At 65.1% G+C, this 17,527-nt stretch carries 14 protein-coding genes; 5 read left to right on the forward strand and 9 right to left on the reverse strand.

From position 1 onward, the window contains the following. The 5 genes from ACPT9U_RS11395 to ACPT9U_RS11415 are packed head-to-tail and all read right to left on the reverse strand — an operon-like array spanning window position 1 to window position 5,976. Window positions 1–3,414, reverse strand: coding sequence for a pilus assembly protein (locus ACPT9U_RS11395; protein WP_435751025.1), 3,414 nt, complete (start codon window positions 3,412–3,414; stop codon window positions 1–3). A 21-nt stretch (window positions 3,415–3,435) separates the two neighbouring features. Continuing rightward, window positions 3,436–4,023 (reverse strand): pilus assembly PilX family protein, encoded by a 588-nt coding sequence (locus ACPT9U_RS11400; protein WP_435751026.1) that lies wholly within the window; start codon window positions 4,021–4,023, stop codon window positions 3,436–3,438. Next, window positions 4,020–5,024, reverse strand: coding sequence for a prepilin-type N-terminal cleavage/methylation domain-containing protein (locus ACPT9U_RS11405; protein WP_435751027.1), 1,005 nt, complete (start codon window positions 5,022–5,024; stop codon window positions 4,020–4,022). The genes ACPT9U_RS11400 and ACPT9U_RS11405 overlap by 4 nt, the downstream gene beginning before the upstream one ends. Next, window positions 5,021–5,476: a type IV pilus modification protein PilV gene (pilV, locus tag ACPT9U_RS11410; RefSeq protein ID WP_435751028.1), complete on the reverse strand. Its 456-nt coding sequence runs from the start codon at window positions 5,474–5,476 to the stop codon at window positions 5,021–5,023. Before pilV ends, ACPT9U_RS11405 begins: the two co-directional genes overlap by 4 nt. Next, window positions 5,473–5,976 carry a GspH/FimT family pseudopilin gene (locus ACPT9U_RS11415; protein ID WP_435751029.1) on the reverse strand — a complete coding sequence of 168 codons (504 nt, stop codon included), beginning with the start codon at window positions 5,974–5,976 and terminating at the stop codon, window positions 5,473–5,475. Before ACPT9U_RS11415 ends, pilV begins: the two co-directional genes overlap by 4 nt. A gap of 291 nt (window positions 5,977–6,267) precedes the next feature. On the opposite strand from ACPT9U_RS11415, the gene ACPT9U_RS11420 reads away from it, so the two are divergent. The 4 genes from ACPT9U_RS11420 (at window position 6,268) to yjjJ (ending at window position 10,665) form a co-directional block, all read left to right on the forward strand. After that, window positions 6,268–6,804, forward strand: coding sequence for a CoA pyrophosphatase (locus tag ACPT9U_RS11420; RefSeq protein ID WP_435751039.1), 537 nt, complete (start codon window positions 6,268–6,270; stop codon window positions 6,802–6,804). A 187-nt stretch (window positions 6,805–6,991) separates the two neighbouring features. Beyond that, the gene (locus tag ACPT9U_RS11425) at window positions 6,992–7,906 is read left to right on the forward strand and encodes a CobD/CbiB family protein (RefSeq protein WP_435751030.1); all 915 of its coding nucleotides are present in this window, start codon (window positions 6,992–6,994) and stop codon (window positions 7,904–7,906) included. Between the two features lie 29 nt (window positions 7,907–7,935). Next, window positions 7,936–9,117, forward strand: coding sequence for an acetyl-CoA C-acyltransferase family protein (locus ACPT9U_RS11430; protein ID WP_418365024.1), 1,182 nt, complete (start codon window positions 7,936–7,938; stop codon window positions 9,115–9,117). Between the two features lie 174 nt (window positions 9,118–9,291). Beyond that, entirely contained in the window at window positions 9,292–10,665 is a 1,374-nt protein-coding gene (gene yjjJ / locus ACPT9U_RS11435) for a type II toxin-antitoxin system HipA family toxin YjjJ (RefSeq protein WP_435751031.1), read from the forward strand. 31 nt (window positions 10,666–10,696) lie between these two features. Here the strand turns inward: yjjJ and msrB are convergent, their stop codons facing one another. The 3 genes from msrB to ppsR form a co-directional block, all read right to left on the reverse strand. Next, complete coding sequence (gene msrB / locus ACPT9U_RS11440; RefSeq protein WP_435751032.1) at window positions 10,697–11,098, reverse strand: peptide-methionine (R)-S-oxide reductase MsrB; 402 nt, start codon at window positions 11,096–11,098, stop codon at window positions 10,697–10,699. An 11-nt stretch (window positions 11,099–11,109) separates the two neighbouring features. Beyond that, the gene (locus tag ACPT9U_RS11445; RefSeq protein WP_435751033.1) at window positions 11,110–12,279 is read right to left on the reverse strand and encodes a DUF2863 family protein; all 1,170 of its coding nucleotides are present in this window, start codon (window positions 12,277–12,279) and stop codon (window positions 11,110–11,112) included. A 66-nt stretch (window positions 12,280–12,345) separates the two neighbouring features. After that, on the reverse strand, window positions 12,346–13,179 hold the full coding sequence (gene ppsR, locus ACPT9U_RS11450) for a posphoenolpyruvate synthetase regulatory kinase/phosphorylase PpsR (protein ID WP_418365020.1): 834 nt from the start codon (window positions 13,177–13,179) through the stop codon (window positions 12,346–12,348). Window positions 13,180–13,314: 135 nt separating this feature from the next. Here ppsR and ppsA point away from each other — a divergent pair, with 135 nt between their 5' ends. Beyond that, window positions 13,315–15,681, forward strand: a complete 2,367-nt coding sequence (gene ppsA / locus ACPT9U_RS11455) for a phosphoenolpyruvate synthase (RefSeq protein ID WP_435751034.1) — start codon at window positions 13,315–13,317, stop codon at window positions 15,679–15,681. Window positions 15,682–15,845: 164 nt separating this feature from the next. On the opposite strand, the gene ACPT9U_RS11460 is transcribed toward ppsA, so the two are convergent. Further along, window positions 15,846–17,378, reverse strand: a complete 1,533-nt coding sequence (locus ACPT9U_RS11460) for a fumarate hydratase (protein ID WP_435751035.1) — start codon at window positions 17,376–17,378, stop codon at window positions 15,846–15,848. Window positions 17,379–17,527: the final 149 nt, after the last annotated feature.

The raw sequence follows: 17,527 nt of genomic DNA on the forward strand, positions 1-17,527 counted from the left end.
TCACTGTCCTACGATTTCGCGCCACGATTGACGAACGGCATCCGTGCCGGTGCCCTCTGTTCCGACCGTGCGGGTCGATCCGTCATCCAGACTGACCTGCATCACCTTCTCGATGAAGATGGGGCTGTTCGGACTTGCGCTGAAACCGATGCCCGACACCACAACCAGTTGCCCGTTGACCATGAGCTTGTCGGCGTCATTGAAGCTTCCATCGAGCGTGAAGTCGAAGAAGGTTTGCGGGAGCCTTGCGCCCGTGAAGGGGTCGATTGCCATGATGAAGCCGCGACCGCTCGGGTTGCAGGGGTCGCTGCCGTCCGGAATCCGGGTCGTACCAACGAGGATGGGGCCCTGGAACTGGTTCGGCACGACGATGCGTTCGCCTTCCGCACCGTTCAAGGGCGACTCGAGGTCGATGAACCAGCCGTCCGTGCCGATGAGTTGCCCTGCGTTGCCTTCCTCGATCACGCGTGCGCCGAAGCCGTTGATCTCGCCCTCGGCAAGGATGTTGCGCTCGAGGAGGTCAGTACGGGACGCGATGGTGCCGCCCCGGTCGATCAGGCCATACCAGCTCTGCACCTGTAGGTTGGTCGTGTCGGCCTGGTTGAGGTACTGGCCGGTACCGAAGAAGACCCAGAGGTCGCCGGTGCTGCGGTTCTTCGCGGCGAGGGGGGCTGCAGTGATGGGCTGAGCGACGCCGGAGCCGTCTTGGGCAACGAACAGTCTGGAGGCTGCCGGGGTGCCCCCCAGGCTGGTGAAGCGCCAGAGATTGCCCTGCAGGTCTCCCGCGTAGGCCTGATCGATGAAGCGATCACCGTCCGAGTCCCATGTGTACACCGCGGAAAGCCCGTTGCTGCCGCTGACGCCAGTGCTCACCACGGTCGAGCTGCCGGTGAATACGTCGATCATGATCAGGCTTGCGTCGTCACTCGCGCTGTTGGGGCCATTGCCGATCAGGACCTTCCAGTCGCCATTGGCAACCTGTGCGATCACTGGTTTGCCGAGCACGTTGCCCAGTGCGGAAATCTGTGTCGCGTCGCGCTCCCACAGGAACTTGACGTTGGCCGGGTCGGTGACGTCGAGCGCGAAGAGCGCACGGCCGCCGCGCCCCATGCTGCCGATCAGCACCGTCCGCCAGCCGATGGAGTTGCCACCGTAGGCGTCTGCGACCGTTACTTCGCCGTCGACGAAGTACTGGTGCGCATAGCTGGTCGACGAGAGGCCCTTGATGCCGGCGAGGATTGCAGCATTCGGGACGAAGGCATAGGTCTCCGCGCCCGTGTTCGTGTTGAAGCCATGCAGCATGCCGTCGTTCCCGCCGACGTAGAGGGTGGGGGGGCGGCCCGTCAGGCCTGCGGCAAAGGTGGCATAGGCCGTGGCGCCGTTGAAGCTCGCGCCGTAGTACAGGCGCGGGTTGGGCGTGCCCACGAAAACCGGCTGAGAGTTCACCACGTCACCCAGCAGACCGGTACGGGCGCGCAAGGTGCCGGTGGGGTTGGCGTCAGTCTGCTCGTTGACGCGCTCCCCACGCAGGTAGTCGACGACCTTCGCGCCGGTCGTGGCGTCCGCAGCGATCGCGGCCTGCTGAGTCGAGCCGAGATTACCCCACTCGAAGAGTTTGTAGGCATTGTTTCCGGTGCCCTGCGGGTTATGGACCCAGATGTTGCGTGACCCCCAGGCGGGGAGTTGCTCGCTGGCCTTCCACAGCGGTGTCGGTGCGAGCGAGCCATCGGCATTTACCTGGAATGCGTTCAGCTCGCCGCGCCAGGTGCCACTCCAGTATTGCGCCTGGAAGGTGCGCGTACCCGTTTCGAGCTTGGTCGAGTTGGCAGCGAGCGAGGCTCCGGACCCGAGGCGGTTCGCGATCTCGCCCAGCGCGGCATTGAGGGAGTCGACGAAATCGTCTGCGTTGGAGGCGACGATGAATTCTCCGCGGCTGTTGACGGCCGCATGCCACAGGTCGTCGATGCGCTCGGCGTCTTCCGCTTCGGTCGGGTTGGGCCAGGACTTGGTGCCGTTTTCCAGTGCGGCAAGATCGGTGGAGGGGTCAAGCGTACCCTTGAGTCCGATCGAGATGCCGAAGGTGGTCATGTTCTGCCAGAAGGCCGGGTTGGCGGCGCTTGCGGGGACATCGTTCTTCAGGTCGGTGCGCAGATCGTTTTTCCAGTAGTACATGGCCACGTCGGCAAGCGTGTTGCTCCGCGTGTCCGAATAGGGACGACCCGCGATGTACTGGTAGCTCGCACCGTTCGGTCCGGTGATCGTGCTGCCGCCGGTACCGTCGTTGTTCGCCCGCGCTCCGCTGACAGATGCCTCGTCACTGTTCCAGTAACCGTCGGTGGTCAGGATGGTGAAGTTCTGCCGGCACGAATACTGTGCGGCTGTGGCCTGCGGGCCCCAGGGGCCGTTGACGCCGGTCTCGCGGAAATACTCTCCGGCGTCGCCGAGCGATTGTCGCAACGGGGTGCCGTTGGACGCGTTGGTGTTGAACAGGCGGGTGAACCAGCCCTGCTTGTTGCTGCCGCGGAACAGGCCGTCGTCGTTCCCCACCGGGATGCGGTAGTTCTGGCGGTTCCAGATCGTGTTGTAGCCGACACGGAAATCCTCGCCGAGGTCGGCGAACACCCGGCTGGCCGATGCCTTGGCCATGCTTGCGCGCAAGCGATAGTAGGAGAACCAGTTGGCGTAGTTCTGCACCTCGGCCTCGAGCGTGCGGCCGTAGGGGCCCAGGGTTGTGTTGCCGACGTAATAGGTACAGTCGCTCAGGCTCGTGCTTGTGCCCCAGATGGTCGCTGGACAGGCTCGACCTTCCCAACGTGAATTCGTGGAGTTCCAGCGGAAATCGAAGCGACGGTAGTTGGCATTCGAGCTTTGCAATCCGCTCTGGTAAACGTAGAAACCCTGGAACCGGAATGCGCGATCGGTGCTCGAAGTGGTCGAACTGTGGTCCCGGTCTGAGTTATCCGGACGGTCTGGATAGCTGGTCTGGCGCAGGCTATGCGAGCCCGTGTTGATCTCTCCTGAGGGGTCGTAGGGGAGATTTTCCGTCTTGGGGTTGTACTGTCGCCAAGATGTCCCATCCCAGTTCTTCCACGGGATATAGTTCTTGGTGGGGTCGTACCACTGCGTGTTGACGTTGGCAGCCCGCAGTCGAATGTCGTTGTTGAGCTGCCCGCTGTAGGGCAGGCCTCTGTCCGGAGAGCTGGTCCAGGTGGCTGAAGTACCCGGCATGTGCTGCCACGCCATCGACCCCGAGTCGTCCATGATGAACAGGATGTTCGGCGGCAGGGGCTCCGCGACGACCAGAGGCTGCTGGTCGACCGTCACGCCCGCGGCCCCTGCGAGCAGGGGGAGGCCGGCGAGGACTCCGATCGCGAGTCCGCGAAGGGTCTGATGGAAGCTGGAAGCGGTTTTCATGGTGGGGTCTCCCAGTGGGAATCAGGGTGCCACGCGCCGCACGGTGCTCTGGAGCACGACGATGGAGCGGGTGTCGTTGCCCGCGGCGGGCGCGTGGCTGCGTGCCGTGACGCGGTAGAAATTGACGGGCGGGGTGCCGGAGGGGCTGCCGTATTGCAAGCTGTTTGCGCTGCTGGACAGGCCAAGCTCGTCCTCGCTGCTCAACTCTCGTGCGACGAACTGGATGTGATATTGCCCCGTACCCGCAGAGGTGCCCGGGTTGGTGGTGAACGCGCCCGGGGCGTTGACCCAGTTGCCGTCGTCGCCGTTGAAGGCCGTTGGCGGGACGATGTCGCACGCGACGTTGCCGGGCAGGCAATTGACCCCAAGGCCGGGGTTGGCGCTGAGCGCTGCTTCGGCCGCCCTGAGCGCGGCCTCGGCGGACTGCATGGCGAGCGAGCGGTCGTACATGTTGCCGCTCAGGCGCTCCTGGAGCGAGGTGTTCTGCATGCCTGCCAGGCCCATCAGCGTGAGCATGACGAGCATGACGAGCGCAACGACAAAGGCGATACCCTTTTGCCGCCTGCACCCTGCGGGCAGCATGCCGGGGAAGGTTGCGGCTGATTTCATGGCACACGATTCCTGAGGCCGACCACCGTGGTAAAGGTGCGCTGGAGGCGGCCGTTGTTGACACTCACCCGGTCGTTGGTGCTGACGGCGGTGAGCGTGATTTCGACCGCTGTGACGTTCCGCCAGTTGGCCGGGCTGGTCACGAAGCCCGTCGCCGTGTCCGTCGGGCGGTAGCTCAGCTGCATGTCGGAGATTCCGGGCACGATCTCTTCAGCGCCTCCGCCTCCGATGCGGCGGCGGAACAGGGAGCGGCTCCCCTCGTCCGGTCGGCCGTTGTCGCCGATGTACCAGACGGTCGCGACCATGGCCGCGATCTGTGAATTCTGCTCGAACGGCGGGTTGGGTTCGCCGCCACCACAGGCGCCGGGCGTTGCCGGAGGGTTGAGGTACTTTGAGCAATTCCCCGGATTGATGGATCCGCCCGTGTTGAAGACGACCGTGCGGTTTGCGCCGTTGTAGTTGCTCGCCTGAAAAATCACCGCGCGGGTCGGGTCGCACACGAGGAGGATGTCTCCGTCGTTGATCGCTGTTGTGGGGGAGTTGATCTGAAAATTGGCTGCACCACCCCCCACGCCCGTGCTATGAACGACGACGTTATGCCCCGTCCCCTCGATGCCCTGCAGCAGAATCGCATCGGTCCCGGCGACCCGGTTGCCGATGCCGAACGCGGCAGGCAGGGGTGTGCCGGCGTCGTAGCCGCGGACGCCGTCCCAGTTTGCAAGCCAGTCTCCGCCGCCGCCGTTCAGGACGTTCGTCACCGTACTGTTGCCACACCCCGTGGCGCCCGCTTCGCGGATGTCGCGGGCCACCAGTTCGAAGGCGGTGCGGATGGCATCCTGCGTCTGCGACAGGCCTTCGTTGGTCCGGTAGGCCTCGCCGTTGGCGATGACCACCGAGCCGACCCCGCCGACGACGACGAGGCCGAGCAACATGGCGATCATCAGTTCGACCAGGGTCAGGCCGTCCTGGCGTGCGCGAGGGCGGGAAACCAGGTTTTTCATAGCTGCACCTCGGTCTGGATCGTTTGCACCGCACCGGCGCCGCCGATGCGCTCGTCTTGCCAGCGAACGGTGATCGTGCATGCTGCGCCATTGCAGTTGACCGAGCCCGCTGCGCCGGCGCCCAACTGTGCGGCGAGCCGGTTGCGCCACTTGGCCAACTCGTTGCCGGCGAAGGTGCCCCCCACCGGCGTGCCGTCGATCAGGATGTTGAATACGCCGTTGACCGCATTGACGCGGTCGACCCGCATCGCATCGACGATGCTGTAGCTTTCGATGACGGCCACGCTGCGTTCGAACGCGCTCTGGTTGTTGCGCAGGGCGCTGGTCTGCAGCCCGGCCATCCCCAGCAGTCCGAGCGAGAGGACGAGGACAGCGACCAGGACTTCGATCAGGGAGACACCGGCCTGCCGCGTGCTGCGCGGGGCGCGACGGTGGGGGCGAAGGGGTTTCATGGGCAGGCTCCTGCTGCACGCGCGACCGATATGCGGTTGCCTGGGCCGATGGTGATGACGCGGCGATTCTCGGCGATGGGGGTCGTCGTGCAGGCCGTCACCACTCCGTTTGCGGTGGGCAGGCCGTTCGGGGCGTAGGTCACGGTGTCTCCGCCGAAGTTACTCGCGACCCGGAACTCGTTGCCCAACTGCTCGGGCGCGCCGCGACGAATGCCGGAGGTGCCGTCGGACACGACCCAGTCGGCCCAGTTGGCACCTGCGCCGCCGGCACAGTCGGTGCTGTTGGCGGCCGCCGCCCGGCAGAAGCTTACGGGGCGGTTGAGTTTGATGGCCTCGCCGCGCGCGAAGCGCGTGGCAGCGACGAGCTCGTTGGTCAAGGTGGTCAGCCGGTAGCTGGCGATCGCATCGCGGAATGCCGGTGCGGCGATCATCATCAGGATGGCCGCCACGGCAACCGTGACCATCAGTTCGACGATAGTGAAACCGGATATCTTTTTCATAGCCTTAAGGTACCGGGCTGACGATGCGGAAGGGTCGGGCGGGCGACCAGTGGGTTAAAACGCACGACCAACGGTCCGCAACGGATTGCTAGCCATGCTCATGGGGTCCGGTGGCGACTGACGGTGTCGACCGTGAAGGTTATGATGCGCTTGTGGCGCCCGGGAGGAAGGGCGAGAACCAGGTGGCGCGAGGCATCTGCCACGGTTTCATGCAGATTACGCGTTGAGGGGGTGGGTTTGATCGGGCCTGAACTGCTTCGAAACAGGCTTGCAGGGGTTCGTCCCGGCACGGTGGCGGGCGATTTTGCGCCGGAGTTGCCGGAGACTGCGTACAAGGCGGCTGCCGTGCTTGTACCGCTGATTGCGCGCGAGGGCGAGGAGTCACTCCTGTTCACCAAGCGCACCGACCACCTCCACCACCACCCGGGCCAGATCAGCTTTCCGGGCGGGCGGGTGGAGGCGGGTGATGCGTCGCCGGTGGAGACTGCGCTGCGTGAGACGGAGGAGGAGATTGGCCTGCATCGCCGCCATGTGGAACTGCTCGGTGCCTTGCCCGACTATCTGACCGGAACGGGGTTTCGCGTGACGCCGGTGGTGGGGGTGGTGCGGCCGCCGTTCGAGCTCACGCTGGATGCCTTCGAGGTGGCGGAGGCGTTCGAGGTGCCGCTGGCGCACTTTCTCGACCCGGCCAACCACGAGGCGCACAGCATCGTGCACGAGGGGCGGCTGCGCACCTTCCATGCCATGCCGTACCAGGGGTATTTCATCTGGGGCGCGACGGCGGGGATCATCATGTCGCTGTACCGCTTGCTGGGACAGCGCAGCTGATCTGTACGGCGTCGGTGTCACATGCAGGCGCGGGCGCGGATGCCACAGCTGTTGCGTGCATACGTCGCCTGCGCAGCATGTCCGGTAGGGTGCTGCGGTACTATTCTGGAGTCGTTCCAGTCTTTCGGTCTTTCAGTCTTTCAGTTTTATTCCACGTTTCGCTCCTGATGCCTTCCTGGGCTGCCGCATGACCCTTCTTTCCTTGTTTGTTGCGCTCGTGCTGCAGCAATTCTGGCCGGCAGGTGCCGGGTCGCTGGCGAGCAGGCTCGGCCGGGGCTTCGTCGCCTGGTTCGAGCGCCGCGTGCAGGCGAGCACCGGGGCGGGTGGGCGGACGGCCTGGTTGCTGGTCGTGCCCGCGACTGCGCTGGCGAGCGCCGTTGTGTACGGCATGCTGTGGTCGCTGCATCCGCTGCTGGCCTTCCTGTTCAACGTGGCGGTGCTGTTCGCCGGCATGGGGTTTGCGCGCGATAGCCGGTTCTTCAACGAAGTGCACGTGGCGCTGCGCATGGCGGATCTCGATGGCGCGCGTGCCCTGTTGTCGGACTGGCGTGGCGTGCGACATGACGCTGCGACCACCGGAGAGGTTGCGCGGCTGTCGATCGAGCAGGCGCTGGTTGCAGCGCACCGTTCGGTGTTCGGGGTGATCTTCTGGTTCGTGCTGCTGCCCGGGCCGAGCGGGGTGGTGCTCTATCGCCTGGCGGCGCTGCTGGCGGTTGGGCGCGCGGTGCAGTCCGGTGCTTGCGACGGATTTGCGCAGCGCGTTTTTCTCGCCCTCGACTGGTTACCGGCACGGCTGACGGCGCTGGTGTTTTCGGTGGTGGGGAACTTCGAGGATGCGGTGTATTGCTGGCGGTCGCAGGCGGTGCTGTGGCCGGAGAGGTCGTCGGCTATACTGATTGCAAGCGGTGGTGGCGCGCTGGGTGTCCGCCTGGGCGGGCCGATTCACGAAGCGGGTGCGCTTGTCGAACGGCCCGAGATGGGGCTGGGCGGCGAGGCGGGCGTCGACCACATGCAAGGTACGGTGGGTCTGCTCTGGCGGGCTCTGCTGGTGTGTCTGTTCCTGCTGGCGCTGCTCGCGGTTGCGGGCGCGGCGGGCGGGTGACACGTTTCATCTCAACAAGGGAGTGGGTTATGGCAAATCGTGAAGTCGTTGTTCTGAGTGCTGTTCGTTCCGCGGTGGGTGGCTTTGGTGGCTCGCTGAAAGACATGGAGCCGTCCGACCTCGGTGCGGTGGTGATCAAGGAGGCGATCGCACGCGGCGGTGTCGATCCGAAGGAAGTTTCGTTCGCTTCCGTGGGTCATGTGATTCCGACCGACTCCCGCTACGCCTACGTGTCTCGTGTTGCTACCATCAACGCCGGCATGGCAATGGATTCCGTGGCCTTCCAGGTCAGCCGCCTGTGCGGTTCGGCGCAACAGGCCATCGTCAGCTCGGCCCAGGCCATCATGCTGGGCGATGCCGACTACGCGATCGGCGGCGGCGTCGAGGTGATGTCGCGTGGCGCCTATCTGCTGCCCGCACTGCGCAGCGGCGCGCGCATGGGTGACACCAAGGCCATCGACTCGATGGTTGCGGTGCTGACCGACCCCTTCGGCGTCGGCCACATGGGCATCACCGCAGAGAACCTGTGCACCAAGCATGGCATCACCCGCGAAGAGCAGGACGCCTTTGCGCTCGAGTCGCAGAAACGCGCTGCGGCGGCGATCGCCGAGGGCCGCTTCAAGAGCCAGATCGTCCCGATCACCTTCGAGACCCGCAAGGGCACCGTGGTGTTCGACACCGACGAACATCCGCGCATGACCACCCTGGAAGCGCTGGCGAAGATGAAGCCCGCTTTCAAGAAGGACGGCTCCGTCACGGCGGGTAACGCCTCGGGCATCAACGACGCTGCCGCTTTCCTGCTGCTGGCGGATGCGGCCAAGGCTTCGGCCGCCGGCCACAAGCCGATCGCCCGCCTGGTGTCGTACGCGATCGCCGGCGTGCCCAACGAGGTGATGGGCGAAGGCCCGATCCCCGCGACCCAGCTCGCGCTCAAGCGCGCTGGCCTGACGCTGGACCAGATCGACGTGATCGAGTCCAACGAGGCCTTTGCGGCGCAGTCGATCACGGTGAACCGCGGCCTCGGCCTCGACACCGCCAAGGTCAACCCCAACGGCGGCGCGATCTCGCTCGGCCACCCGGTGGGCGCGACGGGCTCGGTGATCATCACCAAGCTGCTGCACGAGCTGATCCGCGTGAATGGCCGCTACGGCGTGGCCACCATGTGCATCGGCGGCGGCCAGGGCATCACCACGGTGTGGGAACGCGTGTAAGCGCTGTCTTTGCCCTCTGATAAAAGAAACCCGCGCGGCCGTGAGGCTGGCGCGGGTTTTTTCATCCGGGTAGTTTGTGGACAAAACTCTAGACGTAATGAAGCAACATGCTAGCCTAACAATCTGATTATTAGAGATTAATTGTTATTTTAACGATGCAGTTAGCTCGACATTATGCGCACCAGGAATCTTGAAGTACGCCAGCGGCTGATTGCCCTCCTGCGGCGAGGGCCTGCGCGTGCGGCCGATCTGGCGCGGCAACTGGACGTGTCGGCGCGAACGGTGCTGCGCCTGTTCGAAGAGTTGGGCACGGATGTATGCCGTGGTGGGGCGGCGGGTAGAACGCGGTACGCTGCGTGCCGCCCGTTGCGTGGTTCGTCGGCGCCGGTTCCGGTGTTTCATGTCGGTGCCGACGGTCGATTGCAGGAGGGTGGGGTCCTGCGCCTGCTCCAGCCAGAGGGGGCCTGGTGCGCGCTGGACAGGCTCGGATTTCCGGTCGATGGCGAGGCACGAGACGGGTGGTGGCCGGGTTTGCCTTATCCGTTGTACGACATGCAGCCGCAGGGATACCTCGGGCGCCAGTTCGCCCGCCAACTTCACCTGGATCTTGAGGTGTCCGATGATCCCCGCGGCTGGGGCGATGACGAAATCGCCTGGATCCTGAGCCGCCGCGGCGTTGACCTTCCCGGTCACCTGATTTTCGGCGAGCAGGCAGCGCGGCTGTGGCAGGCCGAGGCGTTGGCGCCTACGCCGGTCCTCACCGAGTCGACGCTGCTCGCGGCTTATCACGATTCGGCGGAGCGCAGCGTGTCACTCGGTATCGCGGGGAGCAGCGCGGCGGGTGAGTTTCCGAAGTTCCTGTCACTACGCGAGCTACCGGGTCAGCGCACACCGCATGTGCTGGTGAAGTTTTCCGGTGCGGGGGAGAGCAGCCAGCGCTGGGCCGATTTGCTGGTCTGCGAGCACCTTGCATTGGGCGCGGCGCAGGGGCTGACGGGTATCGAGGTTGCGCGAACTCGCATCCTCGCCAGCAAGGGTCGAACCTTCCTCGAGTCGGAGCGCTTCGACCGCCTGGGTCGCTTCGGTCGGCTGCCGGTCGTAAGCCTGCAAGCGGTCAGCGCGCATCTTCTTGGCTTGGGCGCGCGTGACTGGCGGGAACATGCCAGTGCGTTGGTCGAGGCAGGGTTCTTGTCCCCGGTGGATGCAGCATGCATCGGCCGACTGTGGTGGTTCGGGCGCCTGATCGCCAATGGCGACATGCACCTTGGCAACTGCGCCTTCCGCGTGGCCGATGGCCGGCTCACGCTCGCGCCAGCCTACGACATGGTGCCAATGGACTACGCTCCGCTGCCCGGCGGCGAACTACCTACGAAGGTATGGCAACCGCCCTTGCCGCTCCCCGGAGAGCGCGCCATCTGGCTGGAGGCCTGCAGACAGGCGCTGGTCTTCTGGAGCGCGGCCGCTGGTGATCGCCGGATCTCCGACCCCCTGCGCGAGGTGTTCCGCGATAACGCAAACCGGCTCGAGAATGCAGCGGGCCGCGTGTGAGCGCGCTCAGCCCGCATCCCTGAGCCTTCCTTCAGCCTGCGTCCTTTTCCAGCTTGATCGACGCCGAGTTGATGCAGTAGCGCAGGCCGGTGGGTTGGGGGCCGTCTTCGAAGACGTGGCCGAGGTGGGCGCCGCATGCGTGGCACAGGACTTCAGTGCGGATCATGAAGTGGCTGCGGTCTTCGGCGGTTTCGACATTGTCGGGCTCGGCGGCGGTCCAGAAGCTGGGCCAGCCGCAGCCCGCGTCGAACTTGTGCTCGGAGCGGAAGAGCGGGGCGCCGCAGCACACACAGTGGTAGGCGCCCTTGTCCCAGACGTTCCAGTATTCGCCGGTGAAGGCGCGCTCGGTGCCTTTCTCGCGTGTGACGTGGTATTGCGCGTCGGTGAGTTGGGCGCGCCACTCGGCTTCGGGTTTGACGATCTTGCGGGACATGGGCGACTTCCTCAGTGCAGGTGACGCGGGATCTGCTCGGTCTGCTCGGCCGGCATCTCGGCGTGGGCGGCTTCGCCCTCGGGCGAGGGGTAGAGCGGAACGCCACAGTCGTCGCAGTATTCGAGCGGGAAGTGGTGGTCGAGCGCGAGGATCTCGCTGACCCCCGATTCACGCAGCACGGCTTCGATCTCGCCGATGCAGTCGGAGGTTTCGTCCTCGGCGCCGAGCAGTGGCCACACCACGCCGTGCACGACCTGGTCCTGATCGCGGACGGTGAAGCCGATCCGGTATTCCTCCAGCGCGCGGTCCCAGTACGGGGCGACCACGGCGCGCAGGTTTGCGGCCGGGGTTTCGAGCGTGGTGGCGAGGTAGGCAACCGAGGCGCGCACCGAGTAGGGGCGGCTCTCCTTGTCGGCTGCGCGGCTGGCGGCAAAGTAGGACTCGGGCAGCACCAGATCCACGACGCAGCCCGGCAGCAGCGGCGTCAGGCAGGCGCCACCCTGGGTGCGCCAGTGCTCGAGTGCGCCATCGCGCGAGCCGTCTTCTTCCTGCCAGCGGAAGATCGGGGCGCCGCGCGGGACGGCGACCGCAGCGAGCAGGTAGCGCGTGTCGGAGAGGAACTGGGCGGTTTCGGGCATGCCTTCGGTCTCGATGTGCAGATCGAGGCCCTCGAGGGCGGCAGCGCAGATCACCTTGGCGAATTCGGCGGTGGCGCAGTAGCCCTGCGGCAACTGGTCGGGGCTGAACAGGAAGTCGGCCACCGACAGCCGCGCGTCCTTCGCGAGCACGTGCGCCTGCAGGTGCACGCGGAGGTTGGCGAGCACGGCGGGCGAAATGCTGGTGGCGCCGATGCGGTAGCGCGACCAGGCGAGCACCGGCGCGGCGATGAGCACCACGTCGTGCTCGGTCAGGGCGCCCGCGGCGCATTCGGCGCGCGATTCGATGCTGTCTGCGAGCTCGTCATAGGCACGCGGCTCGGTGCTGTAGAGGTGGTCGAGCGCGGTGTTGAGCACTTCCTCGTCGTTGTCCGCAAGCGTTTCATCGATCAGGCCCGCAAGCTGGCGCTCCCAGTAGCGGTCTTCGATGCGGCTGCCGGACTGGGCGAGGCCGGTGGCGAGGCGGACGAGTCGTTCGGCGCTGCGGCCGAGGCCGCCTCGGCGCTTGATGCGCGTTCTTTTCATGTCTTGTCCTGTGTTGGGCGTTGTTTGGGTCCGTTCGATTTTCGTGCTTGCCCGGCCTTGGGCAGGTCAGAAGCCGGGGCGTTCCACGCGCACGGTCTGGAGGATGGTGGCAGAGATCTCTTCGATGGACTTGGTGGTGGATTCGAGCCAGCGGATGTTCTCGCGGCGCATGAGCTTCTGCGCCGCGTCGATCTCGTAGCGGCAGTTGTCCAGCGAGGCGTAGCGGCTGTTGGGGCGACGCTCCTGGCGGATCTGAGAGAGGCGCTCCGGCGCGATGGTAAGGCCGAAGAGCTTGGCGCGGTACTTGTGCAGTTCGCCCGGGAGCTTGTTGCGCTCGAAATCCTCGGGGATCAGCGGATAGTTGGCGGCCTTCACGCCGAACTGCATGGCGAGGTAGAGGCTGGTGGGGGTCTTGCCCGAGCGCGACACGCCTACCAGGATCACGTCCGCTTCGGCCAGTTCTCCGTCGCTGGAGATGCCGTCGTCGTGGGCCATGGCGAAGTTGATCGCCTCGATGCGGTGCTTGTAGTTGAGACTGTCGGCAATGCCGTGGAACCGGCCGACGGCGTGCGTGGAGCGCTGCCCGAGCTCGGATTCGAGTGGTCCGATGAAGCTGTCGAAGAGATCCAGGAAGAGCGCGTCCGCTTTGTGCAGCGCAGCAACGGTGTCCTCATGCACCAGGGTGCTGAACACGATCGGGCGCACGCCGTCTTCCCGGGCGACCTCTCGGATGTGGTTGGCGCAGTCGATCGCCTTGTCGATGTCGTCGACGAAGGGGGCGCGTATCTGGCGGAATCTCGCCTCGGGAAACTGCGCCAGCAGGCTGTGGCCCAGGGTTTCTGCGGTGATGCCGGTGCCGTCGGAAACGAAGAAGACGCTGCGGCTTGGAATGTCGGTCATGTGTTGGGCCTTGTGGCTCCTGCATCAGCGGCTTCTATACATACATACAAGCCCGGATGCGGCAGAGCACAAAAAAAACGTTAAACTTCGCGCTCGGTTATTTTGCTTTCTCTCCAACATTTGCGGAAGCCACCCATGACACGCTATGTGATCCCCTTCAACGAACTGCGCATGACCGATGTCGAGAAGGTCGGCGGCAAGAACGCCTCGCTCGGCGAGATGATCAGCCAGCTTCCTTCGAGCGTGCGTGTCCCGGGCGGCTTTGCGACCACGGCCGAGGCCTATCGCGAGTTCCTGGCCCACGACGGCCTTGCCGACCGCATCAATGCCGCGCTCGACGCACTGGACGTCGAAGACGTCGAAGCCCTGGCGAAGACCGGCGCGCAGATCCGCCAGTGGATCATCGACATTCCGTTCCCGGCCAAGCTCGAAGCCGAGATCAAGACGGCTTACGAGGCGATCACTGCCGAGGGCGAGGGCAGCTTCGCGGTGCGCTCGTCGGCGACCGCCGAGGACCTGCCGGATGCGTCCTTCGCCGGCCAGCAGGAAACCTTCCTCAACATCCACGGCTACGAGAACATCCTGCATGCGATGAAGGAAGTGTTCGCGTCGCTGTACAACGACCGTGCGATTGCCTACCGCGTGCACAAGAACTTCGCCCACGCTGACGTGGCGCTGTCGGCAGGCGTGCAGCGCATGGTGCGTTCCGACTCGGGCGCTTCGGGTGTGATGTTCTCGATCGACACCGAATCCGGCTTCGATCAGGTGGTGTTCATCACCGCCTCCTACGGCCTGGGCGAGACGGTGGTGCAGGGCGCGGTGAACCCGGACGAGTTCTACGTGCACAAGCCCACGCTGGCGCTGGACAAGCCCGCCATCGTGCGCCGCAACCTGGGTTCCAAGCTGATCAAGATGGTATTCACCGACAAGGCCGTCGCTGGCAAGTCCGTGCGCACCGTGGATGTTCCCGAGGCGGATCGCAACCGCTTCTCGCTGACCGACGAGGACGTGCTGGAGCTGGCCCGCTACGCGGTGATCATCGAGAAGCACTACGGCCGCCCGATGGACATCGAGTGGGGCAAGGACGGTGTCGACGGCAAGCTCTACATCCTGCAGGCCCGCCCCGAAACGGTGAAGAGCCAGGATACGGGCCTGGTGATGGAGAAGTACCGCCTCAAGCAATACGGCAAGGCGCTCACCCATGGCCGTGCCATCGGGCAGAAGATCGGTGCCGGTGTGGTGCGCATCGTCGGCGATGCCTCGGAGATGAACCGCGTGCAGGCGGGCGACATCCTCGTCACCGACATGACCGACCCCAACTGGGAGCCGGTGATGAAGCGTGCGAGCGCCATCGTCACCAACCGCGGCGGCCGCACCTGCCACGCGGCGATCATCGCGCGCGAGCTGGGCATCCCCGCCATCGTGGGCTGCGGCAACGCGACCGAGGTGCTCAATGAAGGCGAGTCGGTCACCGTGTCCTGCGCCGAAGGCGATACCGGCTACGTGTATCGCGGCAAGCTCGAGTTCGAGGTCATCACCACCGACATGGGCAACCTGCCCGAGATCCCGGTGAAGATCATGATGAACGTGGGCAACCCCGAGCTTGCCTTCGAGTTCGCGCAGATCCCCAATGGCGGCGTCGGCCTGGCGCGCCTGGAGTTCGTCATCAACAACATGATCGGCATCCACCCCAAGGCCATCCTCGACCTTGGCCAGGTGCCGGCCAGCCTGCGTGACGAGATCAACCGCCGTTCGCGCGGCTACGCCACGCCCAAGCAATTCTTCATCGAGAAGCTGGTCGAGGGGGTGGCCACGATCGCCTCGGCCTTCTATCCGAAGCCCGTGATCGTGCGCATGTCCGACTTCAAGTCCAACGAGTACCGCAAGCTGCTCGGCGGCGACATCTACGAGCCGGAGGAAGAGAACCCGATGCTGGGCTTCCGCGGCGCCTCGCGCTACATCGCGCACAGCTTCCGTGACTGCTTCGAGATGGAAGTGGCGGCGATGAAGAAGGTGCGCAACGAGCTGGGGCTGACCAACGTGCAGATCATGATCCCGTTCGTGCGTAACCTCGAAGAGGCCGCCGGCGTGGTGGATCTGCTTGCGGAGCACGGCCTCAAGCGCGGCGAGAAGGATCTCAAGCTGATCATGATGTGCGAGATTCCGTCCAACGCCATCCTGGCCGAGCAGTTCCTGCAGTACTTCGACGGCTTCTCGATCGGCTCCAACGATCTTACCCAGCTGACGCTGGGCCTGGATCGCGACTCCGGTCTGGTGGCGCACGCCTTCGACGAGCGCGATCCGGCGGTCAAGCAACTGCTGTCGATGTCGATCCAGGCGGCCAACAAGCTCGGCAAGTACGTGGGCATCTGCGGCCAGGGTCCGTCCGACCATGCGGATTTTGCCGAGTGGCTGATGGACGAGGGGATTCAGACCATTTCACTGAACCCGGATACGGTGGTCGATACCTGGCTGAAGCTGGCTGCGCATCGCGCGCAGTAAGGCGGCGGCCGGTGAGCCGGTGCTGAAGTGAAGAACGGGGAGGGGCGTAAAGCCTGCTCCCCGTTTGTTTTGTCTGCCCATGAAAAAAGCCCGGCCGGGGTTCGCTTCCCTTGGCCGGGCTGTGTGTGGTGCTGCGCCGCGGGTGGCGGCGCAGGCTGCGTTGCTCAGGCGACGGTGACCGGAATCTTGCCGATCTTCGCCTGCCATTCCTTCGGGCCGGTGTTGTGTACGCTGGTGCCGTTGGCGTCGACCGCGACCGTCACCGGCATGTCCTGCACGGTGAACTCGTAGATCGCTTCCATGCCCAGGTCCTCGAAGCCGACCACCTTGGCTTCCTTGATCGCCTTCGACACCAGGTAGGCTGCACCGCCCACCGCCATCAGGTAGGCCGACCGGTTGTCCTTGATTGCCTCGATGGCGATCGGGCCACGCTCGGACTTGCCGATCATCGAGATGAGGCCGGTCTTCTCCAGCATCATGCGGGTGAACTTGTCCATGCGGGTGGCGGTGGTGGGACCGGCCGGGCCGACGACCTCATCACGCACCGGGTCGACCGGGCCGACGTAGTAGATGACGCGGTTGGTGAAGTCGACCGGCAGCTTCTCGCCCTTCTCGAGCATGTCGGCGATGCGCTTGTGCGCGGCGTCGCGGCCGGTGAGCATCTTGCCGTTGAGCAGCAGGATCTGGCCCGGCTTCCACGACGCGACTTCTTCCTTCGTCAGCGTGTCGAGGTTCACGCGGGTGGCGACGTTGGTGTCGGCCTTCCAGGTGACCTGCGGCCAGTCCTCGAGCCTGGGCGTGGGCAGATGCGCCGGACCCGAGCCGTCGAGGTGGAAGTGCACGTGGCGGGTGGCGGCACAGTTGGGGATCATCGCGACCGGCAGGCTGGCGGCGTGGGTCGGGTAGTCCATGATCTTGACGTCGAGCACGGTGGTGAGGCCACCCAGGCCCTGCGCGCCGATACCGAGCGCGTTGACCTTGTCCATCAGTTCGAGGCGAAGCGCCTCCACGCGGCTGAGCTGGGCGCCCGAGGCAGCCTTCTCGCGCAGTTCGTGGATGTTCACCGGGTCCATCAGCGATTCCTTGGCCAGCAGCATCGCCTTCTCGGGCGTGCCGCCGATGCCGATGCCGAGGATACCCGGCGGACACCAGCCGGCGCCCATGGTCGGCACGGTCTTGAGCACCCAGTCGACGATGGAGTCGGACGGGTTGAGCATGGCCATCTTGGTCTTGTTTTCCGAACCGCCGCCCTTGGCAGCACAGATGACCTCGACGTCATCGCCCTCGACGATCTCGTAATGGACCACCGCCGGGGTGTTGTCCTTGCTGTTCTGGCGCTTGCCGGCCGGGTCGAGCAGCACCGAGGCGCGCAGCTTGTTGTCAGGGTTGTTGTAGGCGCGGCGAACGCCTTCGTTGATCATGTCCTGGACACTCATCTTCGCGTCCCACTGCACGTTCATGCCGACCTTGAGGAAGACGACCGCGATGCCGGTATCCTGGCAGATCGGGCGGTGGCCTTCGGCGGCCATGCGCGAGTTGGTCAGGATCTGCGCGATGGCGTCCTTGGCCGCGGGGCTTTCCTCTCGCTCATAGGCCTCGCCGAGCGCCTGGATGTAGTCGAGCGGGTGGTAGTAGCTGATGTACTGGAAGGCATCCGCGATCGACTGGATGAGGTCTTCCTGGCGAATGATCGTCATGACGCTTGGTCTCCGGAATGACATGGGGGCAGAATGACGTGCACGGGCCGGCCGGCCCGGACAGGCGTCGGATTCTACCACCGGGGGCGTTCAACCGCCGCTGGCCGGGCTGTGTAAGTCCTGTGTAAGATAGACATCACTAAAATGCC

The sequence above is a fragment of the Thauera sp. AutoDN2 genome (assembly GCF_051280715.1).
Taxonomy (GTDB): Bacteria; Pseudomonadota; Gammaproteobacteria; order Burkholderiales; family Rhodocyclaceae; genus Thauera.

Coding starts and splice junctions, on each gene's coding strand:
- ACPT9U_RS11445 (WP_435751033.1), bottom strand. CDS start 12,279: ATGAAAAGAACGCGCATCAAGCGCCGAGGCGGCCTCGGCCGCAGCGCC.
- ACPT9U_RS11400 (WP_435751026.1), bottom strand. CDS start 4,023: ATGAAATCAGCCGCAACCTTCCCCGGCATGCTGCCCGCAGGGTGCAGG.
- ACPT9U_RS11425 (WP_435751030.1), top strand. CDS start 6,992: ATGACCCTTCTTTCCTTGTTTGTTGCGCTCGTGCTGCAGCAATTCTGG.
- ppsR (WP_418365020.1), bottom strand. CDS start 13,179: ATGACCGACATTCCAAGCCGCAGCGTCTTCTTCGTTTCCGACGGCACC.
- ppsA (WP_435751034.1), top strand. CDS start 13,315: ATGACACGCTATGTGATCCCCTTCAACGAACTGCGCATGACCGATGTC.
- ACPT9U_RS11460 (WP_435751035.1), bottom strand. CDS start 17,378: ATGACGATCATTCGCCAGGAAGACCTCATCCAGTCGATCGCGGATGCC.
- ACPT9U_RS11415 (WP_435751029.1), bottom strand. CDS start 5,976: ATGAAAAAGATATCCGGTTTCACTATCGTCGAACTGATGGTCACGGTT.
- ACPT9U_RS11405 (WP_435751027.1), bottom strand. CDS start 5,024: ATGAAAAACCTGGTTTCCCGCCCTCGCGCACGCCAGGACGGCCTGACC.
- msrB (WP_435751032.1), bottom strand. CDS start 11,098: ATGTCCCGCAAGATCGTCAAACCCGAAGCCGAGTGGCGCGCCCAACTC.
- ACPT9U_RS11430 (WP_418365024.1), top strand. CDS start 7,936: ATGGCAAATCGTGAAGTCGTTGTTCTGAGTGCTGTTCGTTCCGCGGTG.
- pilV (WP_435751028.1), bottom strand. CDS start 5,476: ATGAAACCCCTTCGCCCCCACCGTCGCGCCCCGCGCAGCACGCGGCAG.
- yjjJ (WP_435751031.1), top strand. CDS start 9,292: ATGCGCACCAGGAATCTTGAAGTACGCCAGCGGCTGATTGCCCTCCTG.
- ACPT9U_RS11395 (WP_435751025.1), bottom strand. CDS start 3,414: ATGAAAACCGCTTCCAGCTTCCATCAGACCCTTCGCGGACTCGCGATC.